We start from the raw sequence: 18,117 nt of genomic DNA, 5'->3' as shown, positions 1-18,117 counted from the left end.
GATGATCTTGCGATGCTTATCACTGTTCCATGCGTCGTCAGCCTGACCTGGCGGCTCCGAGATGCCCAAGGCAACGCGATCGACGAACTCGAAGACCCGGTCGAATTCTTCGTCGGTGGCGACGACCTTCTCGCCCGCGTCGAAGAATCCCTGATCGATCAGACCACCGGCTTCGAGGCTTCGCTGCACCTCGAGCCCGAGCAGGCCTTCGGTGACTACGACTCCGCGCTCGTTTTCTTCGAAGAGCGTTCGCTGTTCCCCCCCGAGCTCGAAGTCGGCATGCAGTTCGATGGTGTGCCCGAAGGTGCCACCACGCAAGGCATGCCGCCCGACCTGGCCTACACCGTGACCGAGATCTACGAAAGCCATGTGGTGCTCGACGGCAACCACCCGCTGGCCGGCATCGCACTGCGCCTCGACCTGGTGGTGCGCGACGTGCGCGAAGCCACCGAGTCCGAGATCGAAGCCAGCAGCGTCGACCAGCCGGTGTTCACGGTGATGAACACCGCGCCCGGCGGCAGCCACCTACATTGATTTTTCGCTGGCCAGCACGGCGTTTTCTGCCGTGGTCACCGGGCCCTTGCCGCTGAAGCGGTCGAGCGCGAGGTAGATCACCGGCGTGATGTAGAGCGTGATCGCCTGCGAGAAGACCAGCCCGCCGACCACCGCCAGGCCCAGCGGCTGCCGCAGCTCGGCGCCGGCGCCCAGGCCCATGGCGATCGGCAGCGCGCCCATCAGCGCAGCCAGCGTCGTCATCATGATCGGCCGGAAGCGCAACACGCAGGCTTCACGGATCGCCTCGGCCGGCGCCATGCCGCGTGTGCGCTGCGCGTCGAGCGCGAAGTCGATCATCATGATCGCGTTCTTCTTGACGATGCCGATCAAGAGCAGGATGCCGATGGTCGCGATCAGCGTCAGGTCCTGGTTGAAGATCTTCAGCATCAGCAAGGCGCCGACCGCCGCCGACGGCAGCCCGGCCAGAATCGTCAGCGGGTGCACATAACTTTCGTACAGCACACCGAGCAACACGTAGATCACGAGCAGCGCGCCGATGATCAGGATCGCCTGGCTGCCCTGCGAGCTCTTGAACACTGCGGCGTCGCCACCGTAGGCGGTGATCACCGACGCGGGCAGCCTGATCTGCTGGCCGTACTTCTCGATCTTGGCGGTGGCGTCACCCAGCGCCACGCCGGGCGCCAGGTTGAACGACACGGTCACCGCCTGCAGCTGGCCGACGTGGTTGATCGCCGTCGGCCCGACGCTGCGCTCGACCGTCGTGAAACTCGACAGCGGCACCAGCGAACCGTTGGTCGAGCGCACGTAGATGTTGTTGAAGGCACTTTCGTCCTGCTTCGCGCCGGGCGCCACTTCCATGATCACCTGGTAGCTGTCGGCCGGCGTGTAGATGGTCGACACCTGGCGTTCGCCGAAAGCACTGAACAAGGCGCTGCGCACCGCGTTGATCGACACGCCGAGCGTGTTGGCGCGGTCGCGGTCGATCTTCAGCGACGCCTGCAGGCCCTTCAGCTGCGAGTCGCTCGTCACGTCGCGGAACATCGGGTCGGCGCGCATCGGCTCCTGGAGTTTGGCGGCCCAGTCGCTCAGCTCGTCGGCCTTCACGCTCTGCAGGATGTACTGGTACTGCGCCTTGCTCTGGCGCCCGCCGAGCTGCAGGTTCTGCGTCGGCCGCATGAACACGGCGATGCCGGGCACCTCGCGCAGCTTGCGGCGCAGGCCTTCGATCACTTCCTTCATCGGCTTGCGCTCGGCACGCGGCTTCAGGTTGATGAAGAGGCGCCCGGTGTTCTGCGAGCCGCCACCCCCATTGAACGAGTTCACCGTGGCCACGTTCGGGTCGGCGCGGAACACGTCGGCCACCCGCGTCTGCAGCTGAACCATCGCGGGGAACGACGTGTCTTCAGAGGCTTCGGTGCTGACGTTGATCTGGCCGATGTCTTCTTCCGGGAAGAAGCCCTTCGGGATCTCGATGAACAGGTAGGCTGTGGCGAGAAAGGTCAGCAAGGCCACACCCATCACCGCCCAGCGGCGGCCCAGCGCCACGTCGAGCGTGCGTGTGTAGGCGCCGAGCAGCGCGTTGAAGCCGCGCTCGAACGAACGCACCAGCGCACCCGGCGGCTTCTTGTGCGCGTCGTCGGTGAGAAAGCGGCTCGCCAGCATCGGCACCAGCGTGAGCGAGACGAAGGCCGACGCCACGATCGCCAATGACACGATCACCGCGAACTCGTGGAACAGCAGACCGATCACCCCCGGCATGAAGAAGATCGGGATGAACACCGCGATCAGCGATGTCGAGATCGAGATGATGGTGAAACCCACTTCGCGCGAACCGCGCAGCGCCGCCTGGAACGGCGGCACGCCTTCTTCGACGTGCCGCATGATGTTCTCGAGCATCACGATCGCGTCGTCGACCACCAGGCCCACCGCCAGCGTGAGGCCGAGCAGCGAGATGTTGTCGAGCGTGTAGCCGAAGGCCCAGAGCAGCGAGATCGCACCGACCAGCGACACCGGCAGCGACAGCGTGGGGATCACCGTGGCGACGAAGCGCCGCAGGAACAGGAAGATCACCAGGACCACGAGCACGATGGTGCCGAACATCGTGAGCGTGACGTCGTGCAGCGCCGCGCGGATAGACACCGAGCGGTCGTTCACCAGCGAGACCTTCACCGACTGCGGCAGCTGGGCCTGGAAGCCCGGCATCGCCGCGCGCACCGCGTCGACCACCTGCACGGTGTTGGCGTCGGGCTGGCGTTGCACCGCGAGCGAGATCGAGCGCTCGCCGTTGAAGCTGGCGAAAGTCTTGACGGTCTCGAAGCTGTCTTCCACCGAAGCCACGTCGCGCAGCCGCACCGGGTTGCCGCCGCGGTTGCTGACGATCAGGTCGGCGAACTCGGCGGCGTTGCGCAGCTGCCGGTTGGCCTGCAGCGTCAGCGTCTGTTGTGGGCCTTCGAGGGTGCCGACCGGGGTGTTGGCATTGGCCGCCGACAGCGCGGCACTCAGTTCGTCCAGGCCGATGTTGCGCGCGGCCAGCGCCTGCGGGTCGACACGCACCCGCACCGCATAACGCTTCTGCCCGAAGATGTTGACCTGCGCCACGCCGGTGATCGTCGACAGGCTGGGCGAGATCAGGTGCTCGGCGTAGTCGTTCAGGTCAGACAGGCTGAGCGAAGGCGAGGTCAGCGCCATGAACAGGATCGGTGCGTCGGCCGGGTTGACCTTGCGGTACGAGGGCGGCGAGGTCATGTCTTGGGGCAGCGCGCGCTGCGCGCGCAGCAGCGCGGCCTGCACGTCGACCGAGGCGGCGTCGATGTCACGCCCCTGGTCGAACTCGAGCGTGAGCGAGGTGCTGCCCAGCGTGTTGCTGGAACTGATGATGTTCAGCCCCGGAATGGTCGAGAACTGCTTTTCGAGCGGCAGCGCCACCGAAGTCGCCATGGTCTCCGGACTGGCCCCGGGCAGGCCGGCGAAGACGTTGATCACCGGCGTGTTGTAGCTCGGCAAGGCCGCCACCGGAATGCGGCTGTAGGCGATGACGCCCGCCACGACGATCGCCGCGTTGAGCAGGACGGTGAGCACCGGCCTGCGGATGAACAGTTCCGAAAGATTCATGGTGCGCCCGCCGAAGCCGGGCGTGAAGCCGCTGCGGAAGCGCCGTTGCCGGCCCGGCGCGCGCGCCCGCCGCCCGGCTCGGCGGCCATCTCGACCACGCCGACGCCAGGGCGCACGTTTTGCCGGCCGTCGAGCACGATGCGCTCGCCGGCGCGCACGCCGCTGGCGACCGCATCGGGCCCGCTCGCGTACAAGACTTCGACCGGTTTGGAAACCGCCTTGTTCTCGGCATCGACCGTGTAAAGAACGCTGCCGCGCGGCCCCTGGATCACGGCCGCCTGCGGCACGACCACGGCGTCTTTCAGTGTCTGCACTGCCAGCCGCACGCCGACGAAGGAGCCCGGCCACAGCGCTTCGTCGTTGTTGCCGAACTGCGCCTTGACCCGCACCGTGCCCGAGTTCGCGTCGACCACGTTGTCGACGAACTGCAGCTTTCCGGTGATCGAGCCGCGGCCTTCGGGCAAGACCGCGATCACCTTGCCGCCGCCGGCGCGCATGGTCTGCAACGCCGCGCCCAGGTTGCGCTGCGGCAGGCTGAAGCTCACCGCGATCGGGTCGAGCTGGGTGATCGTCACGAGTGCGGCGCCACCCGGCTGCACGGTGCTGCCGGCGAACACGTTGATCGCACCGGCGCGGCCCGCGGCGGGTGCGGTGATGCGGTTGTACGAGAGCCCGACCTGGGCCGCCTCGATGGCAGCCCGGTCGGCCGCGACCACAGCCTGCTGCGCCTCGACCAGGGTCTGGTTGGTGTCGACGGCGCCTTGTGAAATGAAGTTCTGAGCCAGCAGGTCGCGGCTGCGTTGCAGCTGGCGCTGGGCGTCGGCCAACGCCGCCATGTCCTTGGCCATCTGGGCGCGCGCCTTGGCGAGGTTGACCTCGTCGGTGCGGGCATCGAGCGTGAACAGCAACTCGCCGGCCTTCACGAACTGCCCCTCGCGGATGTGGACCTTGGTGATCACGCTGCTCACCTGCGGCCGGATGTCGACGCTGTTGAGCGCCGTGACCGTGCCGGTGGCTTCGAGCACGACGTCCACGTCACGCTGCACGGCGCGCACCGTGGTGACACTCACCATGCCCCCGCCGGGGCGCGAAGCAGCTCCCGAAGCAGCCGGCGCCGCGCCGGCCGCCGCGGCACCGGCCGGCGGCTCCTGGCTGCACCCGCTGGAGAACAAGACCGCGCCCACGACCCACGCCGACCCCAACAACACATGCTTCATGAAATTCCCGTGTGGGCCAGCTCGCCCGATCTGTGACTGCGCAATAGTTACCGCATGTAATTTTGGCGCGATCGAACGCGCCTTTCAACGAGTGCAATCACGCAGACAAGTTCAGCCCGCGCCGGGATTCAGGCCCGCCCGGTCGAGCCGAAGCCGCTTTCGCCCCGGTCGGAAGCCCCAAACTCTGTGACGACACGAAAGGTCGCCTGCACCACCGGCAGGATCACCAGTTGGGCGATGCGCTCCATCGGCTGCACCGTGAAGTCGGTGTTGCCGCGGTTCCAGCAACTCACCATCAGCGGGCCCTGGTAGTCGGAATCGATCAGGCCGACCAGGTTGCCGAGCACGATTCCGTGTTTGTGGCCCAGCCCCGAGCGCGGCAGGATCACGGCCGCCAGGCCCGGGTCGCCGATGTGGACCGACAGGCCGGTCGGGATGAGTCTGGTCTGGCCGGGCTCGAGCACGAGTGGCGCATCGAGGCAGGCTCGCAGGTCGAGCCCGGCGCTGCCGGGCGTGGCATAGGCGGGCAATTGCGACGCCATGCGCGCGTCGAGCACTTTCACATCGATCACCGACATCGCGAAAAACCTCGGGTGAGCCCCTCTGTACAGGGGCGGTTGGAAGAGCGGCTACCGGGCCGCCAGCCGCGACGCGATCTCGGCCACGAGCTGGCGCGCCAGCGTGAGCTTGTCGGCGCGCGGCAGTTCACGCACGCCGGCGGAGTCGACCAGCGTCAACGCGTTGTCGTCCGCCCCGAACGTGGCCGGCCCGAGGTTGGCCACGATCAGCGGTACGCCTTTGCGTTCGAGCTTTTCGCGCGCGTGCTTGATCAGGTCGTGGCTTTCAGCCGCGAAGCCGACGCAGTAGGGCCGGCGGCTCGCGGCCGTGTCGGGCAGGCGGGCGACCGCCGCGAGGATATCGGGGTTCTCGGTCAGCTCGAAGCTCGGCACGGTCTTGCCAGGGGCTTTCTTGATCTTCTGCTCAGACGCCGACGCCGCGCGCCAGTCGGCCACCGCGGCGGTCGCGACGAAGACGTCGTGCACCGGTGCCGCGCGAAGCACGGCGTCGAACATTTCCTGCGCCGTGCCCACGTCGACGCGTTGCACACCGCGCGGCGTGTCCAGGTGCACCGGGCCGGCCACGAGCGTCACCTTGGCGCCCGCTTCGGCCGCCGCCCGAGCGATCGCGAAGCCCATCTTGCCGCTGGAACGGTTGGTGATGCCGCGCACCGGGTCGAGCGGCTCGAAGGTCGGACCGGCGGTGATCAGCAGCCTCGTGCCGGCCAGCAGCTTGGGTTGAAAGAAGGCCACCAGATCGGCGAGCAGTTCGGCCGGCTCGAGCATCCGGCCATCGCCGATCTCGCCGCAGGCCTGGTCACCGCTGCCCGGGCCGAGCACGAAGGCGCCGTCGCTCTTCGCCTGCGCCACGTTGCGCTGCGTGGCTGGGTGCGCCCACATCTCCCGGTTCATGGCCGGTGCCACCAGCAGCCGGCAGCGTTCGACCGGGCGCGCCAGACACATCAGGCTCAGCAGGTCGTCGGCGCGGCCCTGCGCCAGTTTGGCGATGAAGTCGGCGCTGGCCGGCGCCACCACCACCGCGTCGGCTTCGCGGGTGAGGTTGATGTGCGCCATGTTGTTCGGCTCGCGCGCGTCCCACTGGCTCGTGTGCACAACGCGGTTCGAGAGCGCCTGCATCGTCACCGGCGTGATGAACTGCTCCGCCGCTGCGCTCATCACGACCTGCACCGTGGCGCCGGCCTTGACCATCTCGCGCACGAAATCGGCGGCCTTGTAGCAGGCCACACCGCCCGAAAGGCCGAGCACGATGTGCTTGCCGGCGAGCTCGTTCGACAGGGCGCGCCGGCTCACAGTGGCGTCCAGGCGCGCGACAGGTCGCTGAGGTTGAACAGCACCCGCACCGCCTTGCCGTAGACCTGCGCGTGCGGCAGAAAGCCCCAGACGCGCGAGTCTGCCGAGTTGTCGCGGTTGTCGCCCATCATCAGGTACTGCCCCGCCGGCACCGTGCACGACCACTCGGTCGGCCCCTGGGCCTGGCAATGGTCGGCCATGCCGTCGGTGGGCAAGCGGCCCAGCACGAAAGGGTTGACCTTGATCGTGCGGCTGTTGCCGGCCACGGTTTCACGCAGCAACCACTGGCCGCGGTCTTCGGGCGCGACCTGCGCGCCGGTACCTTCGCTGACCACCTGCGCATCGAACGGTGCGCCGTTGACGGTGACCGCGCCGTTGTGAAACTCGACCCGGTCGCCCGGCACGCCGACGAGGCGCTTCACGTAGAACTCGGAGACGTCGAGCGGGTAGCGGAACACGACCACATCGCCGCGTTGCGGCTGGCCGAATTCGATCGCGGTGTTGGTGAAGGGCAGGCGCGGCCCGTAGGCCAGGTGGTTGACGAGCAGGTAGTCGCCGACACGCAGCGTCGGTTCCATCGAGCCCGTCGGCACCCTGGGCCAATCGGCCACCGCCACGCGGCAGGTGAACATCAACGCGACGACCACGAAGAGCTCGGAGCCGAAGCTGACCCACAGCGGCTTCTTCTCGGGCACGCGCCCGAGGCGACGGGTCTTGAGCTTCCAGGCCACCCAGCAAGCGCCGGTCGCCAGCGTGGCCAGGGCGAGGATCTCGTTGATGGAAAAACCGATCTGCATCAGGCTGGGCTCCGCCTCAGAAGAAGCGTGGATTATCGGTGCGGCGCGGAGCGCACTGCAGGCTCATGCCGTGGGCGGTTTGGCAAGCAGCAAGGGCTCGATCAGCTCGCGCGCCGCCGCGCCCATCCAGTCGAGATCGCCCAGCACCGAATGGCGCGGCGTGCCGTGGCGGTCGATCAGCACGGTGGTGGGGAAGACACGCGGGGTCCAGGCCGCTGCGGCCGACCCGTCGCGGTCGAGCAGGATCGGCAGCGAGACCGGCCGCTGGTCGAGAAAGCGCTTGATCACCGGCGCCGCTTCTTTGTAGTTGACCGCCAGCACCAGCAGCCCCGCGCGCTCGTGGCGGGTGGCCACGAGTTCCAGCGAAGGCATTTCGGCGCGGCAGGGCTCGCACCAGCTGGCCCAGAAGTTCAGCATCACCGGGCGGCCCTTCAGCGCAGGCAGGGCCCAGGCCTTGCCGTCGAGGTCGGCCAACTCCAGCGGCGGCGCCGCCTTGCCCTCGGGCCAGGGCCGCACCATGTAGGCAGCGCGCGCCAGCCCGGGCACCGCCGCGGTCGCCGCGGCGGCCAGCGACAGGCCGAGGACTTGGCGGCGCGATGTCTGGCAACCTGGTGGCGTCTTCATGACCTGCATTCTGAGCGATACCGACGTAAGCTAGGGCGAACTCGAACGACACCCTTGCCACCTGTCGGGCAAGCCCGACCACCTGGGCCGAAAGCGCATGCACCGAACTCCCCGATTCATCCAAAGCCACGCTGGCAACGACAGCGCCGACCTCGCTGCCGCCAAGGCGGCGCTTCTCGGCTCGCCGGCCAGCGCCGCACCGAAGTTCTTCTACGACCGGCTGGGCTCGACGCTGTTCGAGGCGATCACCGAATTGCCCGAGTACTACCCGACGCGCACCGAGGCCGCGATCTTTGCGGCCCACGGCGCGGCCATGGCCGGCGCCGTGGGTTCGGGTGCCACGCTGATCGACCTGGGCGCCGGCAATTGCGCCAAGGCCACGCGGCTCTTCCCGCTGCTGGAGCCGCGCCAGTACGTGGCCATCGACATCTCGGTCGACTTCCTTCACGACGCATTGCGGCGCGTGCAGCGTGAACATCCGCCGCTCGACGTGGTCGGCCTCGGGATGGACTTTTCAGAGTCGCTCGAACTGCCGGCCGGGCTTGTCGAGCACCGGCCGGTGTTTTTCTACCCGGGCTCGAGCATCGGCAACTTCACACCGGAAGAAGCACTGGCCTTCCTGGCCAGAGTGCGGGCGCAGGCCGATGGCGGTGGCCTGTTGATCGGCGTCGATCTGGTCAAGCCGCACGCCGTTCTGCACGCCGCATACGACGACGCGCTCGGTGTCACGGCTGCCTTCAATCTCAACCTGCTGCGGCACCTCAACCCGTTGATCGGCGCCGACTTCGACCCTCGGCAATGGCGCCATGTGGGGCTGTACAACGCCGCGGCGTCGCGCGTCGAGATGCACCTGGAAGCGCGCACAGCGCTCACCGTGCGCTGGCAAGGTGGCGAACGCTCCTTCGCCGCCGGCGAGCGCATCCACACCGAAAACTCCTGCAAGTACACGGTCGACGGTTTCGCGGATCTGCTGCAGCAGGCCGGCTTCGCGAAGCCGAGGCACTGGACCGACGAACGCGGCTGGTTCGCGGTGTTCTGGGCCGGCGCCGAGTGAAGCGTCTGGCTTCAGTGCTCTGCCAGGAATTGCAGCAAGCGCCGACGTGAGGCTTCGCGCGCCGCCGGGTCGCCCCCGACGTGCACGCCCTGCCCCGGCTTCACGCCATTGGGCACGTCCTTGCGCAAGCGAACCGGCGCGTTCGAATCGAACCCGTGGTACGCGCCGGCATAGCCTTCGATCTCGGTTTTTACCGGGCCGGCAGCGGTGCTGGCCAGTTCATGACAGGGTGCGGCAGCGGTCCAGTCGTCGGCCTCGCCGACCATCATCAGCAACGGCGTGCTCGACGCGAAACCGCGCTTGAGTTCGGCCTCGCAGCCCGGGTAGAAAGCCACGGCGAACGACGCTTTCACGCTGGCCGCGGCGACTGCCGGGTGGCGCGTGTTGATCGCCGCCAGCACCGTGCTGCCACCGTTCGACCAACCGAGCAAACCGAGGCGCTGCGGGTCGGCCTCAGGGCGCTTCGCCAGCCAGGCAAGTGCGGCGAGCGCGTCGAGGCGACGGTTGGCCTGCGTCACGTGCCGGGTGCCGACCTTCTGGGTGCACAACTCCTTCTCGCCCCGCGGTGTGAGCGAGTCCAGCACGAGCGCGTGCGCGCCCTGCGCGTTCAGCAGCGCGGCGTAGTGGCGCATGCGCTCGTCGAGCCCGCCCCTGCGGGCGTAAGGCCCGCCGCAACCGTGCAGCAGCACGAGCGCGGGCGCGGGCGCGCGCGTCGGGCCCACAGGCGCTGCGAACCAGTGGCCGAGCAAGCGCACCGGCCGGGCGCTGGCCACGTCGAGGCTGTCGAATTCGACTTGTTCTTGTGCCTGCGCCGCGGGCAGCAGCGCCGCTGCGAACACGAGCAGCGCGGTGCGCAACAAGTCAGGCACTCGGCGGGCCGGCGTCGATCGACGCGGGTGCGGGGTGGAAACGCGCCATCGCGTGGGCATCCACGTAACGCCCGTCGCGCATCGCGTAACCCTTGAACGTGCCTTCGATCTCGAAGCCGAAGCGGCGGTAGAGCCGCAACGCAACAGCGTTGTCGGTGTACACGGTGAGTTCGATGCGCAAGGTGTTGAGCCAGTGGTCGGCGTAGTCGCACAAAGCCGTCATCAAGGCCGCGCCCACGCCCTGCCCCTGCGCCGCGCGGGCGACCGAGATGCCCAGGCCCATCACGTGGCGCCGCCGCAGGGCCGGGCCTGCTGCATACAACCCGGCCGAGGCGACGACCTCGCCGTTCAGCTCGGCCACGAGCGACAGGTCGGGCTTGTCGGCGGCACCGGTGCCGGCGAGCTGCGCGGCCCAGCGCTCTTCGGTCGGGTAAGGCACCTGCAGCAGGCCACCGTAGACGGCCGGGTCGCTCATCAGCTTCGCGAGCGCCGCCGCGTCTTTCGTGGTGACGCGACGGATCGTGAGAGTCATGGCGCGTCCATTCTCAGCCGCCGTTCAGGCCCGCTCGGCCACCCAGGCTTGCACCGAGGCCAGTGCCGCACCCACCTTGGCGGGCTCGGTGCCGCCAGCCATCGCCATGTCGGCCTTGCCGCCGCCCTTGCCGCCGACCTGCTGCGCGACGAAGTTGACGAGCTCGCCGGCCTTCAGCGTGCCGACGCGGTCGTTGGTGACGCCGGCCGCGAGCTGCACCTTGCCACCTTCCACGGCGGCCAGCACGATGACCGCGCTCTTGAGCTTGTCTTTCAGCTTGTCGAGCGTGTCGCGAAGCGTTTTCGCGTCGGCGCCTTCGAGCTGTGCCGCCAACACCTTCAGGCCGTTCAGGTCGACCGCTTTGGAGAGCAGGTCGTCGCCCTGCGCCGATGCGAGCTTGCCTTTCAGCGCGGCCAGTTCCTTTTCGAGCGAACGCACCTGGTCGAGCACTTGCGTAAGGCGCGCTGGCACTTCGGCGGGCGCGGCCTTGAGCGTGCCGGCGAGTTGCGCGACCGTGCCTTCGAGCGACTGCAGGTAGGCCAGCGCGTTGTCGCCGGTCACTGCCTCGACGCGCCGCACACCGGCAGCCACGCCGCTTTCGGCAACGATCTTGAAGAGGCCGATGTCGCCGGTGCGCTGCACGTGCGTGCCGCCGCACAGCTCGCGGCTGCTGCCGATGTCGAGCACACGGACTTCGTCGCCGTACTTCTCGCCGAACAGCATCATCGCGCCCGATTTCTGCGCCGCTTCGATCGGCATCACACGGGCCTGCGTGGCCGCGTTGGCGAGGATCTCGGCGTTGACCAGCGCTTCGACCTGCGCGATCTGGCCGATCGTCATCGGCGTGTTGTGCGCGAAGTCGAAACGGGTGCGCTCGGCATTCACGAGCGAGCCTTTCTGCTGCACGTGCTCGCCCAGCACCTCGCGCAAGGCCTTGTGCATCAGGTGCGTGGCCGAGTGGTTGCGCACGGTCTTGATGCGGCGCTCGGCGTCGACACGTGCGTTGAGCACGTCGCCGACCTTGATCTCGCCTTCGACGACACGGCCGTGGTGGCCGGAGACGGCCGCCTGCACCTTAACCGTGTCTTCGACGAGCAAACGTGACGTGGCGTTGCGCAGCTCGCCGGTGTCGCCGGCCTGCCCGCCCGACTCGGCGTAGAACGGCGTGTGGTCGAGCACGATCACGGCGTCGTCGCCGGCCTTCGCGCCGTGCGCCGGCGTGCCGTCGATGTAGATGGCAGTGACTTTCGCGCCTTCGTGCACGAGCTGGTCGTAGCCATGGAACGTGGTGTTGGCGCCGCTGTACTCGAGGCCGGCCGCCATCTTGAACTTGCCGGCCGCACGCGCCTGGTCGCGCTGGCGGTTCATCGCGGCGTCGAAGCCGGCGCTGTCCACGCTCACGCCGCGCTCGCGGCACACGTCGGCCGTGAGGTCGAGCGGGAAGCCGTAGGTGTCGTGCAGCTTGAAGGCGGTTTCGCCGTCGATGGTTCTGGCGCCACCGGCCAGCGCGGCTTCGAGGATTTCCATGCCGTTCGCAATGGTGCGAAAGAACCCTTCTTCTTCCTGCTTCAACACCTCGGTCGCGCGCTTCTCGTTCTGCCGCAGCTCGGGGTAGGCGTCGCCCATCTCGGCCACGAGCGCGGCCACGAGCGTGTGAAAGAACGGTTGGCGCGCGCCGAGCTTGTACCCGTGGCGGATGGCGCGGCGCGTGATGCGGCGCAGCACGTAGCCGCGGCCGGCGTTGTTGGGGATCACACCGTCGACGACCGTGAAGGTGCAGGCGCGGATGTGGTCGGCAATCACCTTCAGCGAAGGCGCGTCCTTGTCGCAATCACCGGCGCCATTCGCGTCGACCGCCTTCTTCGACGCGGCCAGCAAGTTCACGAAGGTATCGATCTCGTAGTTGCTGTGCACGTGCTGCAGCACGGCCGCCAGGCGCTCCAGCCCCATGCCGGTGTCCACGCTCGGCTTGGGCAACTTGTGCATCACGCCCGCTTCGTCGCGGTTGAACTGCATGAACACGTTGTTCCAGATCTCGATGTAACGGTCGCCGTCTTCGTTCGGCGAGCCGGGCGGGCCGCCGGCGATCTCGGGGCCGTGGTCGTAGAAGATCTCGGTGCACGGGCCGCAGGGGCCGGTGTCGCCCATCATCCAGAAGTTGTCGGAAGCGTAGCGCGCGCCCTTGTTGTCGCCGATGCGCACGATGCGCTCCACCGGAACGCCGATGCCCTTGTTCCAGATCTCGTAGGCCTCGTCGTCTTCGGCATACACCGTGACCCAGAGCTTTTCTTTCGGCAGCTTGTAGACCTCGGTGAGCAGTTCCCACGCGTAGGCGATGGCGTCTTTCTTGAAGTAGTCGCCGAAGCTGAAATTGCCCAGCATCTCGAAGAAGGTGTGGTGGCGTGCGGTGTAGCCCACGTTCTCGAGGTCGTTGTGCTTGCCGCCCGCGCGAATGCACTTCTGCGACGTGGTCGCGCGGTTGTACGGGCGCTTGTCGAAGCCGAGGAACACGTCCTTGAACTGGTTCATACCGGCGTTCGTGAACAGCAGCGTCGGGTCGTCGCCGGGCACCACCGGGCTCGAGGCGACGATGGTGTGGCCCTTCGACTCGAAGAACTTCAGGAAGGTCTGGCGGATTTCCGAGGCTTTCATTCCGTGGCTTTCTGGCGGCGACGCGTGGCCGCCATGAGCGGCCCGTAACTGCTTGATTTATCGAGGTTTTCGATTATAGGTCGGGGGTGCTGCCGCAGCCCCGCGGCGCCCCCCGCCGAAGCCGCGCGCTTTATGATCGTTCGCACCCGCGCCGAACACGCCATCTCTCCGGAGCTTCCCCATGGACATGAAGACCTCGCCCCTCGCCACGCTCGCCGACCCCGGCCTGCTCAAGACCCACGCCCTGATCAACGGCGAATGGGTCGCCGGCAAGGCGCGCTTCGATGTGACCGACCCGGCCACCGGGCTGAAGCTCGTCGACGTGGCCGACCTCGGCGTCGCAGAGACGCAAGCCGCGATCCACGCCGCGAACCGCGCGCTCCCGGCCTGGCGTGGCAAGACGGCGAAAGAGCGCGGCACGATCCTGATGAAGTGGTTCAACCTGATGCTCGCCCACGCCGACGACCTGGCGCGCATCATGACGGCCGAGCAAGGCAAGCCGCTCGCCGAAGCGAAGGGCGAGGTCGTCTACGGCGCGAGTTTCATCGAGTGGTTTGCCGAAGAAGGCAAGCGTGTCTACGGCGAAACGATTCCGACCACCGACAACAACAAGCGCTACCTCGTCATCAAGCAGGCCATGGGCGTGTGCGCAGCCATCACGCCGTGGAACTTCCCGATCGCGATGATCACGCGCAAGGTCGGCCCGGCGCTGGCCGCCGGCTGCCCGGTGATCGTCAAACCTGCCGGCCAGACGCCGCTGTCGGCGCTCGCGATCGCCGAACTCGGACAGCGCGCCGGGCTGCCGCCAGGCGTGCTGAACGTCATCACCGCGAAGAAATCGGCCGAGATCGGCCAGCTGCTGTGCGAGAGCGACGTGGTGCGCCACCTCTCGTTCACGGGTTCGACCGAAGTCGGCCGCATTCTCGCGAAACAGTGCGCGCCGACGATCAAGAAGCTGTCGCTCGAACTTGGTGGCAACGCGCCTTTCATCGTGTTCGACGACGCCGACCTCGACAGCGCCGCCGACGGTGCGCTCGCCAGCAAATACCGCAACGCCGGCCAGACCTGCGTGTGCGCGAACCGCTTGTACGTGCAGGACAGCGTCTACGACGCCTTCGTCGCGAAGCTGACCGCGAAAGTGAAGGCGATCAAGGTCGGCAACGGGTTCGAGGCCGGCATCAACCAGGGCCCGATGATCGACGACAACGCGGTGGCGAAGATCGAGAGCCACGTGGCCGACGCGCTGGCCAAGGGCGCAAAGCTCGTGACCGGTGGCAAGAAATTCGGCGCGCGATTCTTCGAGCCCACGGTGTTGACCGACACCACCGCCGACATGCTCTGCGCACGCGAAGAGACCTTCGGCCCGGTGGCGCCGGTGTTCCGTTTCAAGACCGAAGCCGAAGCGATCGCGCTCGCCAACGACACCGAGTTCGGCCTGGCCGCGTACTTCTACAGCCGCGACGTGGGCCGCATCTTCCGCGTCGGCGAAGCGCTCGAATCGGGCATGGTCGGCATCAACACCGGCATCATCTCGACCGCCGAAGTGCCTTTCGGTGGCGTGAAGCAGTCGGGCCTCGGGCGCGAAGGTTCGCACCACGGCATCGACGACTACGTCGAGATCAAGTACCTCTGCATCGGCGACATTCTCAAGTAGCCTGCGCAGAAGGGCGCGGCGGCTTCAATCGTCGTTGGCTGCGCGCGCGATCTGAGTTGCATCGCCGGGCGCGTTCGCGAAGCCGGCGCGACCCTGCGCCATGGCCGAGGCGGCCAGGCCGAGCGCGCGGCGCAACAAGGCGTCGGGTTGGGCGCCGTCCTGCGGATACTGCCCGATGCCCAGCGCGACCGACACGGCGAGGGTTTCGCCGGCGACCGTGAACGGGTCGAGCAACGCCTTCACGAGCTTGGCACCGACCCGCTCGGCATCGGCCGGCGCCAGGATCGAACCGAGCAGCACCGCGAACGAAGCGTCGCCGAGCGCGGCCACCACGTCGCTCGCGCGCACACCCGCACGCAGGCGCACGGCGATCTTGCGGCGCAAGACGTGGGCGGCTTCCAGGCCGAGCCGGTTCTGCGTCGCCGCCAGGCCTTCGACACGAAGCACCAGCACGGCCATCGGCGATGGTTCACGCTCGCGCAGCGCGAGCAAGTGGCTCATGTGTTCGATGAGCTGCTGCTGGTGCGGCAGGCCGGTGGCCAGATCGGTCGCGTAGGACTTGCGTGCGTCGCGCTCGACCCGCTTGCGCTCGATGGCGGCACGCACACGTTGTGGGAGCGAAACGGCGTCGAGTTCTGGCGCTTCGAGCACGTCTTGCGCGCCGCGCTGCAGCCAGGCGAGCACAGCACCACTGTCGAGCCCGGAGCCCACCACCAGTGTGGCCGGGGCCAGCATGGGCACGTCGGTCAGGGTGGCGACATGTGCGGCCAAGCCTGCATCGAACAGCAAGGCATCGAAAGCACGCGACGCCAGCACCGCCTGCAGCTGCGCCGCGTCGGTACACACCTGCACCTTGAACGGGCCGAAGGCCGAGCCTTCGAGGCGCTGAACGCAGGCGTCGGAAAGTGACATGAGCGCCAGAACGCTCAGCGGAGTCGAAAGCATGGAAAGGGCAAGCTGGGGCCAGGGTGGCGGATTGTGAGCGCGCGCATGGCCGCACAGCATGCGGCCATTCCCTGAGAAAGACGGAAGCGGGGCGGCGCCCGCAAGCGACTGCAGCGCAGCCCGGTCAGGCGGCGACCACGTCGCGCAGTGTGGGCGCGGCGCGCGCGAGGCGCTTGAAGGTGGCGAGGTCCTGGTCGATCTGGTCGAGTTCGCAGATCAGGCGGGCGAGCTTGGCCTCGCTGCGCTCACCGGCGCCGCCGACGGAGTTGATCTCGTCGCGCAAGCGGGCGTAGTTGTTCTTCAATTCGTTCAGGGACATGCCTCATTCCTCGTCGCGGCGCACACCACTCAAAGCGCCGGAAAGAAGTGTCGCCGTGCCGTCCGGCACGCACCATCACTCGGGTGAGGGGGTCGATGGGCTTGAAAATCTGCAGGCGGGATGCATGGCCGTGGCATGCATCGAACAGGGCCGCGCAGAGCGCGCGTCGCTTGGAGCGGGTGAGGGGAATCGAACCCCTGTATGAAGCTTGGGAAGCTGCCGTTCTACCATTGAACTACACCCGCAGCGCTGCGGAGTTTACGCGAATGAAAAGCGGCGCCCGAAGGCGCCGCCGTCATCTGGTCAGAACAGCCGATCAGGGGTTGCCGAGCACCGAGCAGACCAGCACCGCGGCCAGTTCCCGCGTGTCGATGAGGCCGGCCTTCTTAGCGGCCAGCGCGTCCTTCGCGACGCAGGCGACGAACTTGCCTTTGTCGAGCCGGCCCTTCTTGCCTTCGGCGGCCGCTTCGCAGGCTTCGACCTTCACGTGCAGCAGGTCGCCGTTGTCGAGCGCGTTCGGCACGTGCGTGTTGCAGTAGCCGATCTTCAGGGGCTCGAGCTTCCAGCCGATGTCTTGCATCAACGAGGGCGTGAGGTCGAGGTTGCGTGCCGAGCGCAGGTCACCGTTGATGAAGGGCTCCATCAGCACGTTGGGCGTGGCCACGGTGTCGAAGTGCGAGACCGACGACCCGGGAGCGATCGTCGCCGGCGCGTACAGGCGCACATAGCCGGAGTTCGCACCTGCGAGACGCGCCGGGTCGGTGAAGAACCCCACCGACACGCCCGGAAGCGCCGCCTTGATCGCCGTGCCGTCGGCTTGAGAAACGCTGATCGCCGGGATGGTGACCGTGGCGTCGGTGCCGCCCAGGCCGATGGCACCGCCGGCCTGGTTGTTGCCGATGATCACGCCCTTGGCGCCTGCGTTCTGCGCGTTCTTGGCCTTGACCGCAAACCCGCATACGCCCCGGTCGATGAGGGCGATCTTGCCCGCCACCGGCGCGGTGACCGCGGTGCAGCCGAAGTCCGCACCATTGGCCAGCACGATCTCGCCACCGAAGTTGGCTGCCGTCGCCGCGGCACCGAACGATGCCGTGCCGAACACCAGCTCCTGGTTCAAGGTGCCGGTCACCCGGATGCCCTGGTACGGCCCGAGCACCAGCGGTGCATTGGCCGTCACCTTGTCACCCGCCCAGACCAGGTTGCCGGTGTTGCGCGCCGAGAAGTTGATGAACAGCGGCAGGTCGGGCCCGAACGCGGTGGTGTTCCAGCGCTCGTTGAAGGTCAGGTCGAGCGTGTTGGCCATGTACACGTCGGGCAGGCCGTCGGGCGTGGTGCCCGAGGTTTCGCTGGCGAAGTTGGAGAAGCCCAAGCCGTGCGACACCTCGTGCATGAACGTGTCCAGGAAGTCGATCTGACCCGTGGGCGCGTTGTTGTCCAGGCCGTAGTACCAGCCCGGCCCGGCGATGCAGTCGGCCTTGCCCACGTCGCCATTGAAGTTGGCGACGATGTCGTCGTTGAACGGCTCGGCCAGCGGGCCCGGGTCGAGCGGGCCCGGCGTCAGGTCTTGCCCGGTCAGCGCGTTCGCGAGCGACGAGTGGTACCAGTGGCCGGCCAGTGGCGCGCCAGGGAAGTCAGAGAAGATCTGCAGCGTTCCGGCCTGCGCCAGCACACCGCTGCCGGCGTCGCAATCGAGGCGCGCGAACGAGCCCTGGACGACGATGGTCACGTTGCTGCGCAGCGTCTTGCCCCAGAGCTCGAGCGCCTTGCGGTAGGCCACGAGGCGTTGTGCGCCGATGGTCTTGCCGGTGTTGCCGCCCACCGCGGTGGCGGGCGTCGGGTCGTTGAAACCGACACCGGCTGCGTCGACGTTGTTCAGCACAAGATTGGCCGCAAAAGCGGGCATCGCGCAAGCCAGGCCGAGCACGGCGGCCATGAGGTTCTTTTTGTGGTTCATGGTCG

Annotated in this window: 15 protein-coding genes and 1 tRNA gene; 3 read left to right on the top strand and 13 right to left on the bottom strand. The window is 67.7% G+C overall.

The genetic code is table 11. The annotated features are described in order from the left end of the window. Positions 1-12: 12 nt before the first annotated feature. Positions 13-534, top strand: a complete 522-nt coding sequence (locus AC30PD_RS08975; RefSeq protein ID WP_489535309.1) for an FKBP-type peptidyl-prolyl cis-trans isomerase — start codon at positions 13-15, stop codon at positions 532-534. On the opposite strand, the gene AC30PD_RS08970 is transcribed toward AC30PD_RS08975, so the two are convergent. The 6 genes from AC30PD_RS08970 to AC30PD_RS08945 form a co-directional block, all read right to left on the bottom strand. Further along, a complete protein-coding gene (locus tag AC30PD_RS08970) occupies positions 526-3,627 on the bottom strand; it encodes an efflux RND transporter permease subunit (protein WP_489535308.1) in 3,102 nt (1,033 codons plus the stop codon). The genes AC30PD_RS08975 and AC30PD_RS08970 overlap by 9 nt on opposite strands. Next, positions 3,624-4,844: an efflux RND transporter periplasmic adaptor subunit gene (locus AC30PD_RS08965; RefSeq protein WP_489535307.1), complete on the bottom strand. Its 1,221-nt coding sequence runs from the start codon at positions 4,842-4,844 to the stop codon at positions 3,624-3,626. The genes AC30PD_RS08970 and AC30PD_RS08965 overlap by 4 nt, the downstream gene beginning before the upstream one ends. A gap of 128 nt (positions 4,845-4,972) precedes the next feature. Beyond that, complete coding sequence (gene dut, locus AC30PD_RS08960) at positions 4,973-5,422, bottom strand: dUTP diphosphatase (protein ID WP_489535306.1); 450 nt, start codon at positions 5,420-5,422, stop codon at positions 4,973-4,975. 51 nt (positions 5,423-5,473) lie between these two features. Next, positions 5,474-6,712 (bottom strand): bifunctional phosphopantothenoylcysteine decarboxylase/phosphopantothenate--cysteine ligase CoaBC, encoded by a 1,239-nt coding sequence (gene coaBC, locus AC30PD_RS08955; protein WP_489535305.1) that lies wholly within the window; start codon positions 6,710-6,712, stop codon positions 5,474-5,476. Then, positions 6,709-7,509, bottom strand: coding sequence for a signal peptidase I (lepB, locus tag AC30PD_RS08950; protein ID WP_489535304.1), 801 nt, complete (start codon positions 7,507-7,509; stop codon positions 6,709-6,711). Before lepB ends, coaBC begins: the two co-directional genes overlap by 4 nt. 63 nt (positions 7,510-7,572) lie before the next feature. After that, positions 7,573-8,133 carry a TlpA family protein disulfide reductase gene (locus AC30PD_RS08945; RefSeq protein WP_489535303.1) on the bottom strand — a complete coding sequence of 187 codons (561 nt, stop codon included), beginning with the start codon at positions 8,131-8,133 and terminating at the stop codon, positions 7,573-7,575. 97 nt (positions 8,134-8,230) lie between these two features. Between AC30PD_RS08945 and egtD the strand changes: the two genes are divergently transcribed. Further along, positions 8,231-9,187: an L-histidine N(alpha)-methyltransferase gene (gene egtD / locus AC30PD_RS08940; protein ID WP_489535302.1), complete on the top strand. Its 957-nt coding sequence runs from the start codon at positions 8,231-8,233 to the stop codon at positions 9,185-9,187. 11 nt (positions 9,188-9,198) lie between these two features. Here the strand turns inward: egtD and AC30PD_RS08935 are convergent, their stop codons facing one another. Genes AC30PD_RS08935 through alaS form a run of 3 tightly spaced genes read right to left on the bottom strand, consistent with a single transcriptional unit; the run spans position 9,199 to position 13,240 of the window. Then, positions 9,199-10,056, bottom strand: coding sequence for a dienelactone hydrolase family protein (locus AC30PD_RS08935; protein ID WP_489535301.1), 858 nt, complete (start codon positions 10,054-10,056; stop codon positions 9,199-9,201). Then, positions 10,049-10,588 (bottom strand): GNAT family N-acetyltransferase, encoded by a 540-nt coding sequence (locus AC30PD_RS08930; RefSeq protein WP_489535300.1) that lies wholly within the window; start codon positions 10,586-10,588, stop codon positions 10,049-10,051. The genes AC30PD_RS08935 and AC30PD_RS08930 overlap by 8 nt, the downstream gene beginning before the upstream one ends. Positions 10,589-10,612: 24 nt before the next feature. After that, positions 10,613-13,240 (bottom strand): alanine--tRNA ligase, encoded by a 2,628-nt coding sequence (alaS, locus tag AC30PD_RS08925; protein ID WP_489535299.1) that lies wholly within the window; start codon positions 13,238-13,240, stop codon positions 10,613-10,615. 181 nt (positions 13,241-13,421) lie between these two features. Between alaS and AC30PD_RS08920 the strand changes: the two genes are divergently transcribed. After that, on the top strand, positions 13,422-14,894 hold the full coding sequence (locus AC30PD_RS08920) for an NAD-dependent succinate-semialdehyde dehydrogenase (RefSeq protein ID WP_489535298.1): 1,473 nt from the start codon (positions 13,422-13,424) through the stop codon (positions 14,892-14,894). Between the two features lie 24 nt (positions 14,895-14,918). Here the strand turns inward: AC30PD_RS08920 and AC30PD_RS08915 are convergent, their stop codons facing one another. The 4 genes from AC30PD_RS08915 to AC30PD_RS08900 all read right to left on the bottom strand — a co-directional run bounded on the left by AC30PD_RS08915 (position 14,919) and on the right by AC30PD_RS08900 (position 18,112). Then, positions 14,919-15,806, bottom strand: coding sequence for a GGDEF domain-containing protein (locus tag AC30PD_RS08915; RefSeq protein ID WP_489535297.1), 888 nt, complete (start codon positions 15,804-15,806; stop codon positions 14,919-14,921). A gap of 157 nt (positions 15,807-15,963) precedes the next feature. Then, the gene (locus AC30PD_RS08910) at positions 15,964-16,158 is read right to left on the bottom strand and encodes a hypothetical protein (RefSeq protein WP_489535296.1); all 195 of its coding nucleotides are present in this window, start codon (positions 16,156-16,158) and stop codon (positions 15,964-15,966) included. 171 nt (positions 16,159-16,329) lie between these two features. After that, positions 16,330-16,403, bottom strand: a tRNA-Gly gene (locus AC30PD_RS08905). A gap of 71 nt (positions 16,404-16,474) precedes the next feature. Continuing rightward, complete coding sequence (locus tag AC30PD_RS08900; RefSeq protein ID WP_489535295.1) at positions 16,475-18,112, bottom strand: PA domain-containing protein; 1,638 nt, start codon at positions 18,110-18,112, stop codon at positions 16,475-16,477. Positions 18,113-18,117 lie beyond the last annotated feature (5 nt).

The sequence above is a fragment of the Rhizobacter sp. genome, assembly GCF_032229685.1.
Classification (GTDB): Bacteria; Pseudomonadota; Gammaproteobacteria; order Burkholderiales; family Burkholderiaceae_C; genus LMDS01.
Note: the sequence above shows the minus strand (reverse complement) of the source record. Positions and strands in the feature narration are given on the sequence as shown.

Excerpts from the sequence above, each read along its gene's own strand:
- AC30PD_RS08975 (WP_489535309.1), top strand. The coding sequence starts at position 13 with ATGCTTATCACTGTTCCATGCGTCGTCAGCCTGACCTGGCGGCTCCGA.
- AC30PD_RS08970 (WP_489535308.1), bottom strand. The coding sequence starts at position 3,627 with ATGAATCTTTCGGAACTGTTCATCCGCAGGCCGGTGCTCACCGTCCTG.
- AC30PD_RS08965 (WP_489535307.1), bottom strand. The coding sequence starts at position 4,844 with ATGAAGCATGTGTTGTTGGGGTCGGCGTGGGTCGTGGGCGCGGTCTTG.
- dut (WP_489535306.1), bottom strand. The coding sequence starts at position 5,422 with ATGTCGGTGATCGATGTGAAAGTGCTCGACGCGCGCATGGCGTCGCAA.
- lepB (WP_489535304.1), bottom strand. The coding sequence starts at position 7,509 with ATGCAGATCGGTTTTTCCATCAACGAGATCCTCGCCCTGGCCACGCTG.
- AC30PD_RS08945 (WP_489535303.1), bottom strand. The coding sequence starts at position 8,133 with ATGAAGACGCCACCAGGTTGCCAGACATCGCGCCGCCAAGTCCTCGGC.
- egtD (WP_489535302.1), top strand. The coding sequence starts at position 8,231 with ATGCACCGAACTCCCCGATTCATCCAAAGCCACGCTGGCAACGACAGC.
- AC30PD_RS08930 (WP_489535300.1), bottom strand. The coding sequence starts at position 10,588 with ATGACTCTCACGATCCGTCGCGTCACCACGAAAGACGCGGCGGCGCTC.
- alaS (WP_489535299.1), bottom strand. The coding sequence starts at position 13,240 with ATGAAAGCCTCGGAAATCCGCCAGACCTTCCTGAAGTTCTTCGAGTCG.
- AC30PD_RS08920 (WP_489535298.1), top strand. The coding sequence starts at position 13,422 with ATGGACATGAAGACCTCGCCCCTCGCCACGCTCGCCGACCCCGGCCTG.
- AC30PD_RS08915 (WP_489535297.1), bottom strand. The coding sequence starts at position 15,806 with ATGTCACTTTCCGACGCCTGCGTTCAGCGCCTCGAAGGCTCGGCCTTC.
- AC30PD_RS08910 (WP_489535296.1), bottom strand. The coding sequence starts at position 16,158 with ATGTCCCTGAACGAATTGAAGAACAACTACGCCCGCTTGCGCGACGAG.
- AC30PD_RS08900 (WP_489535295.1), bottom strand. The coding sequence starts at position 18,112 with ATGAACCACAAAAAGAACCTCATGGCCGCCGTGCTCGGCCTGGCTTGC.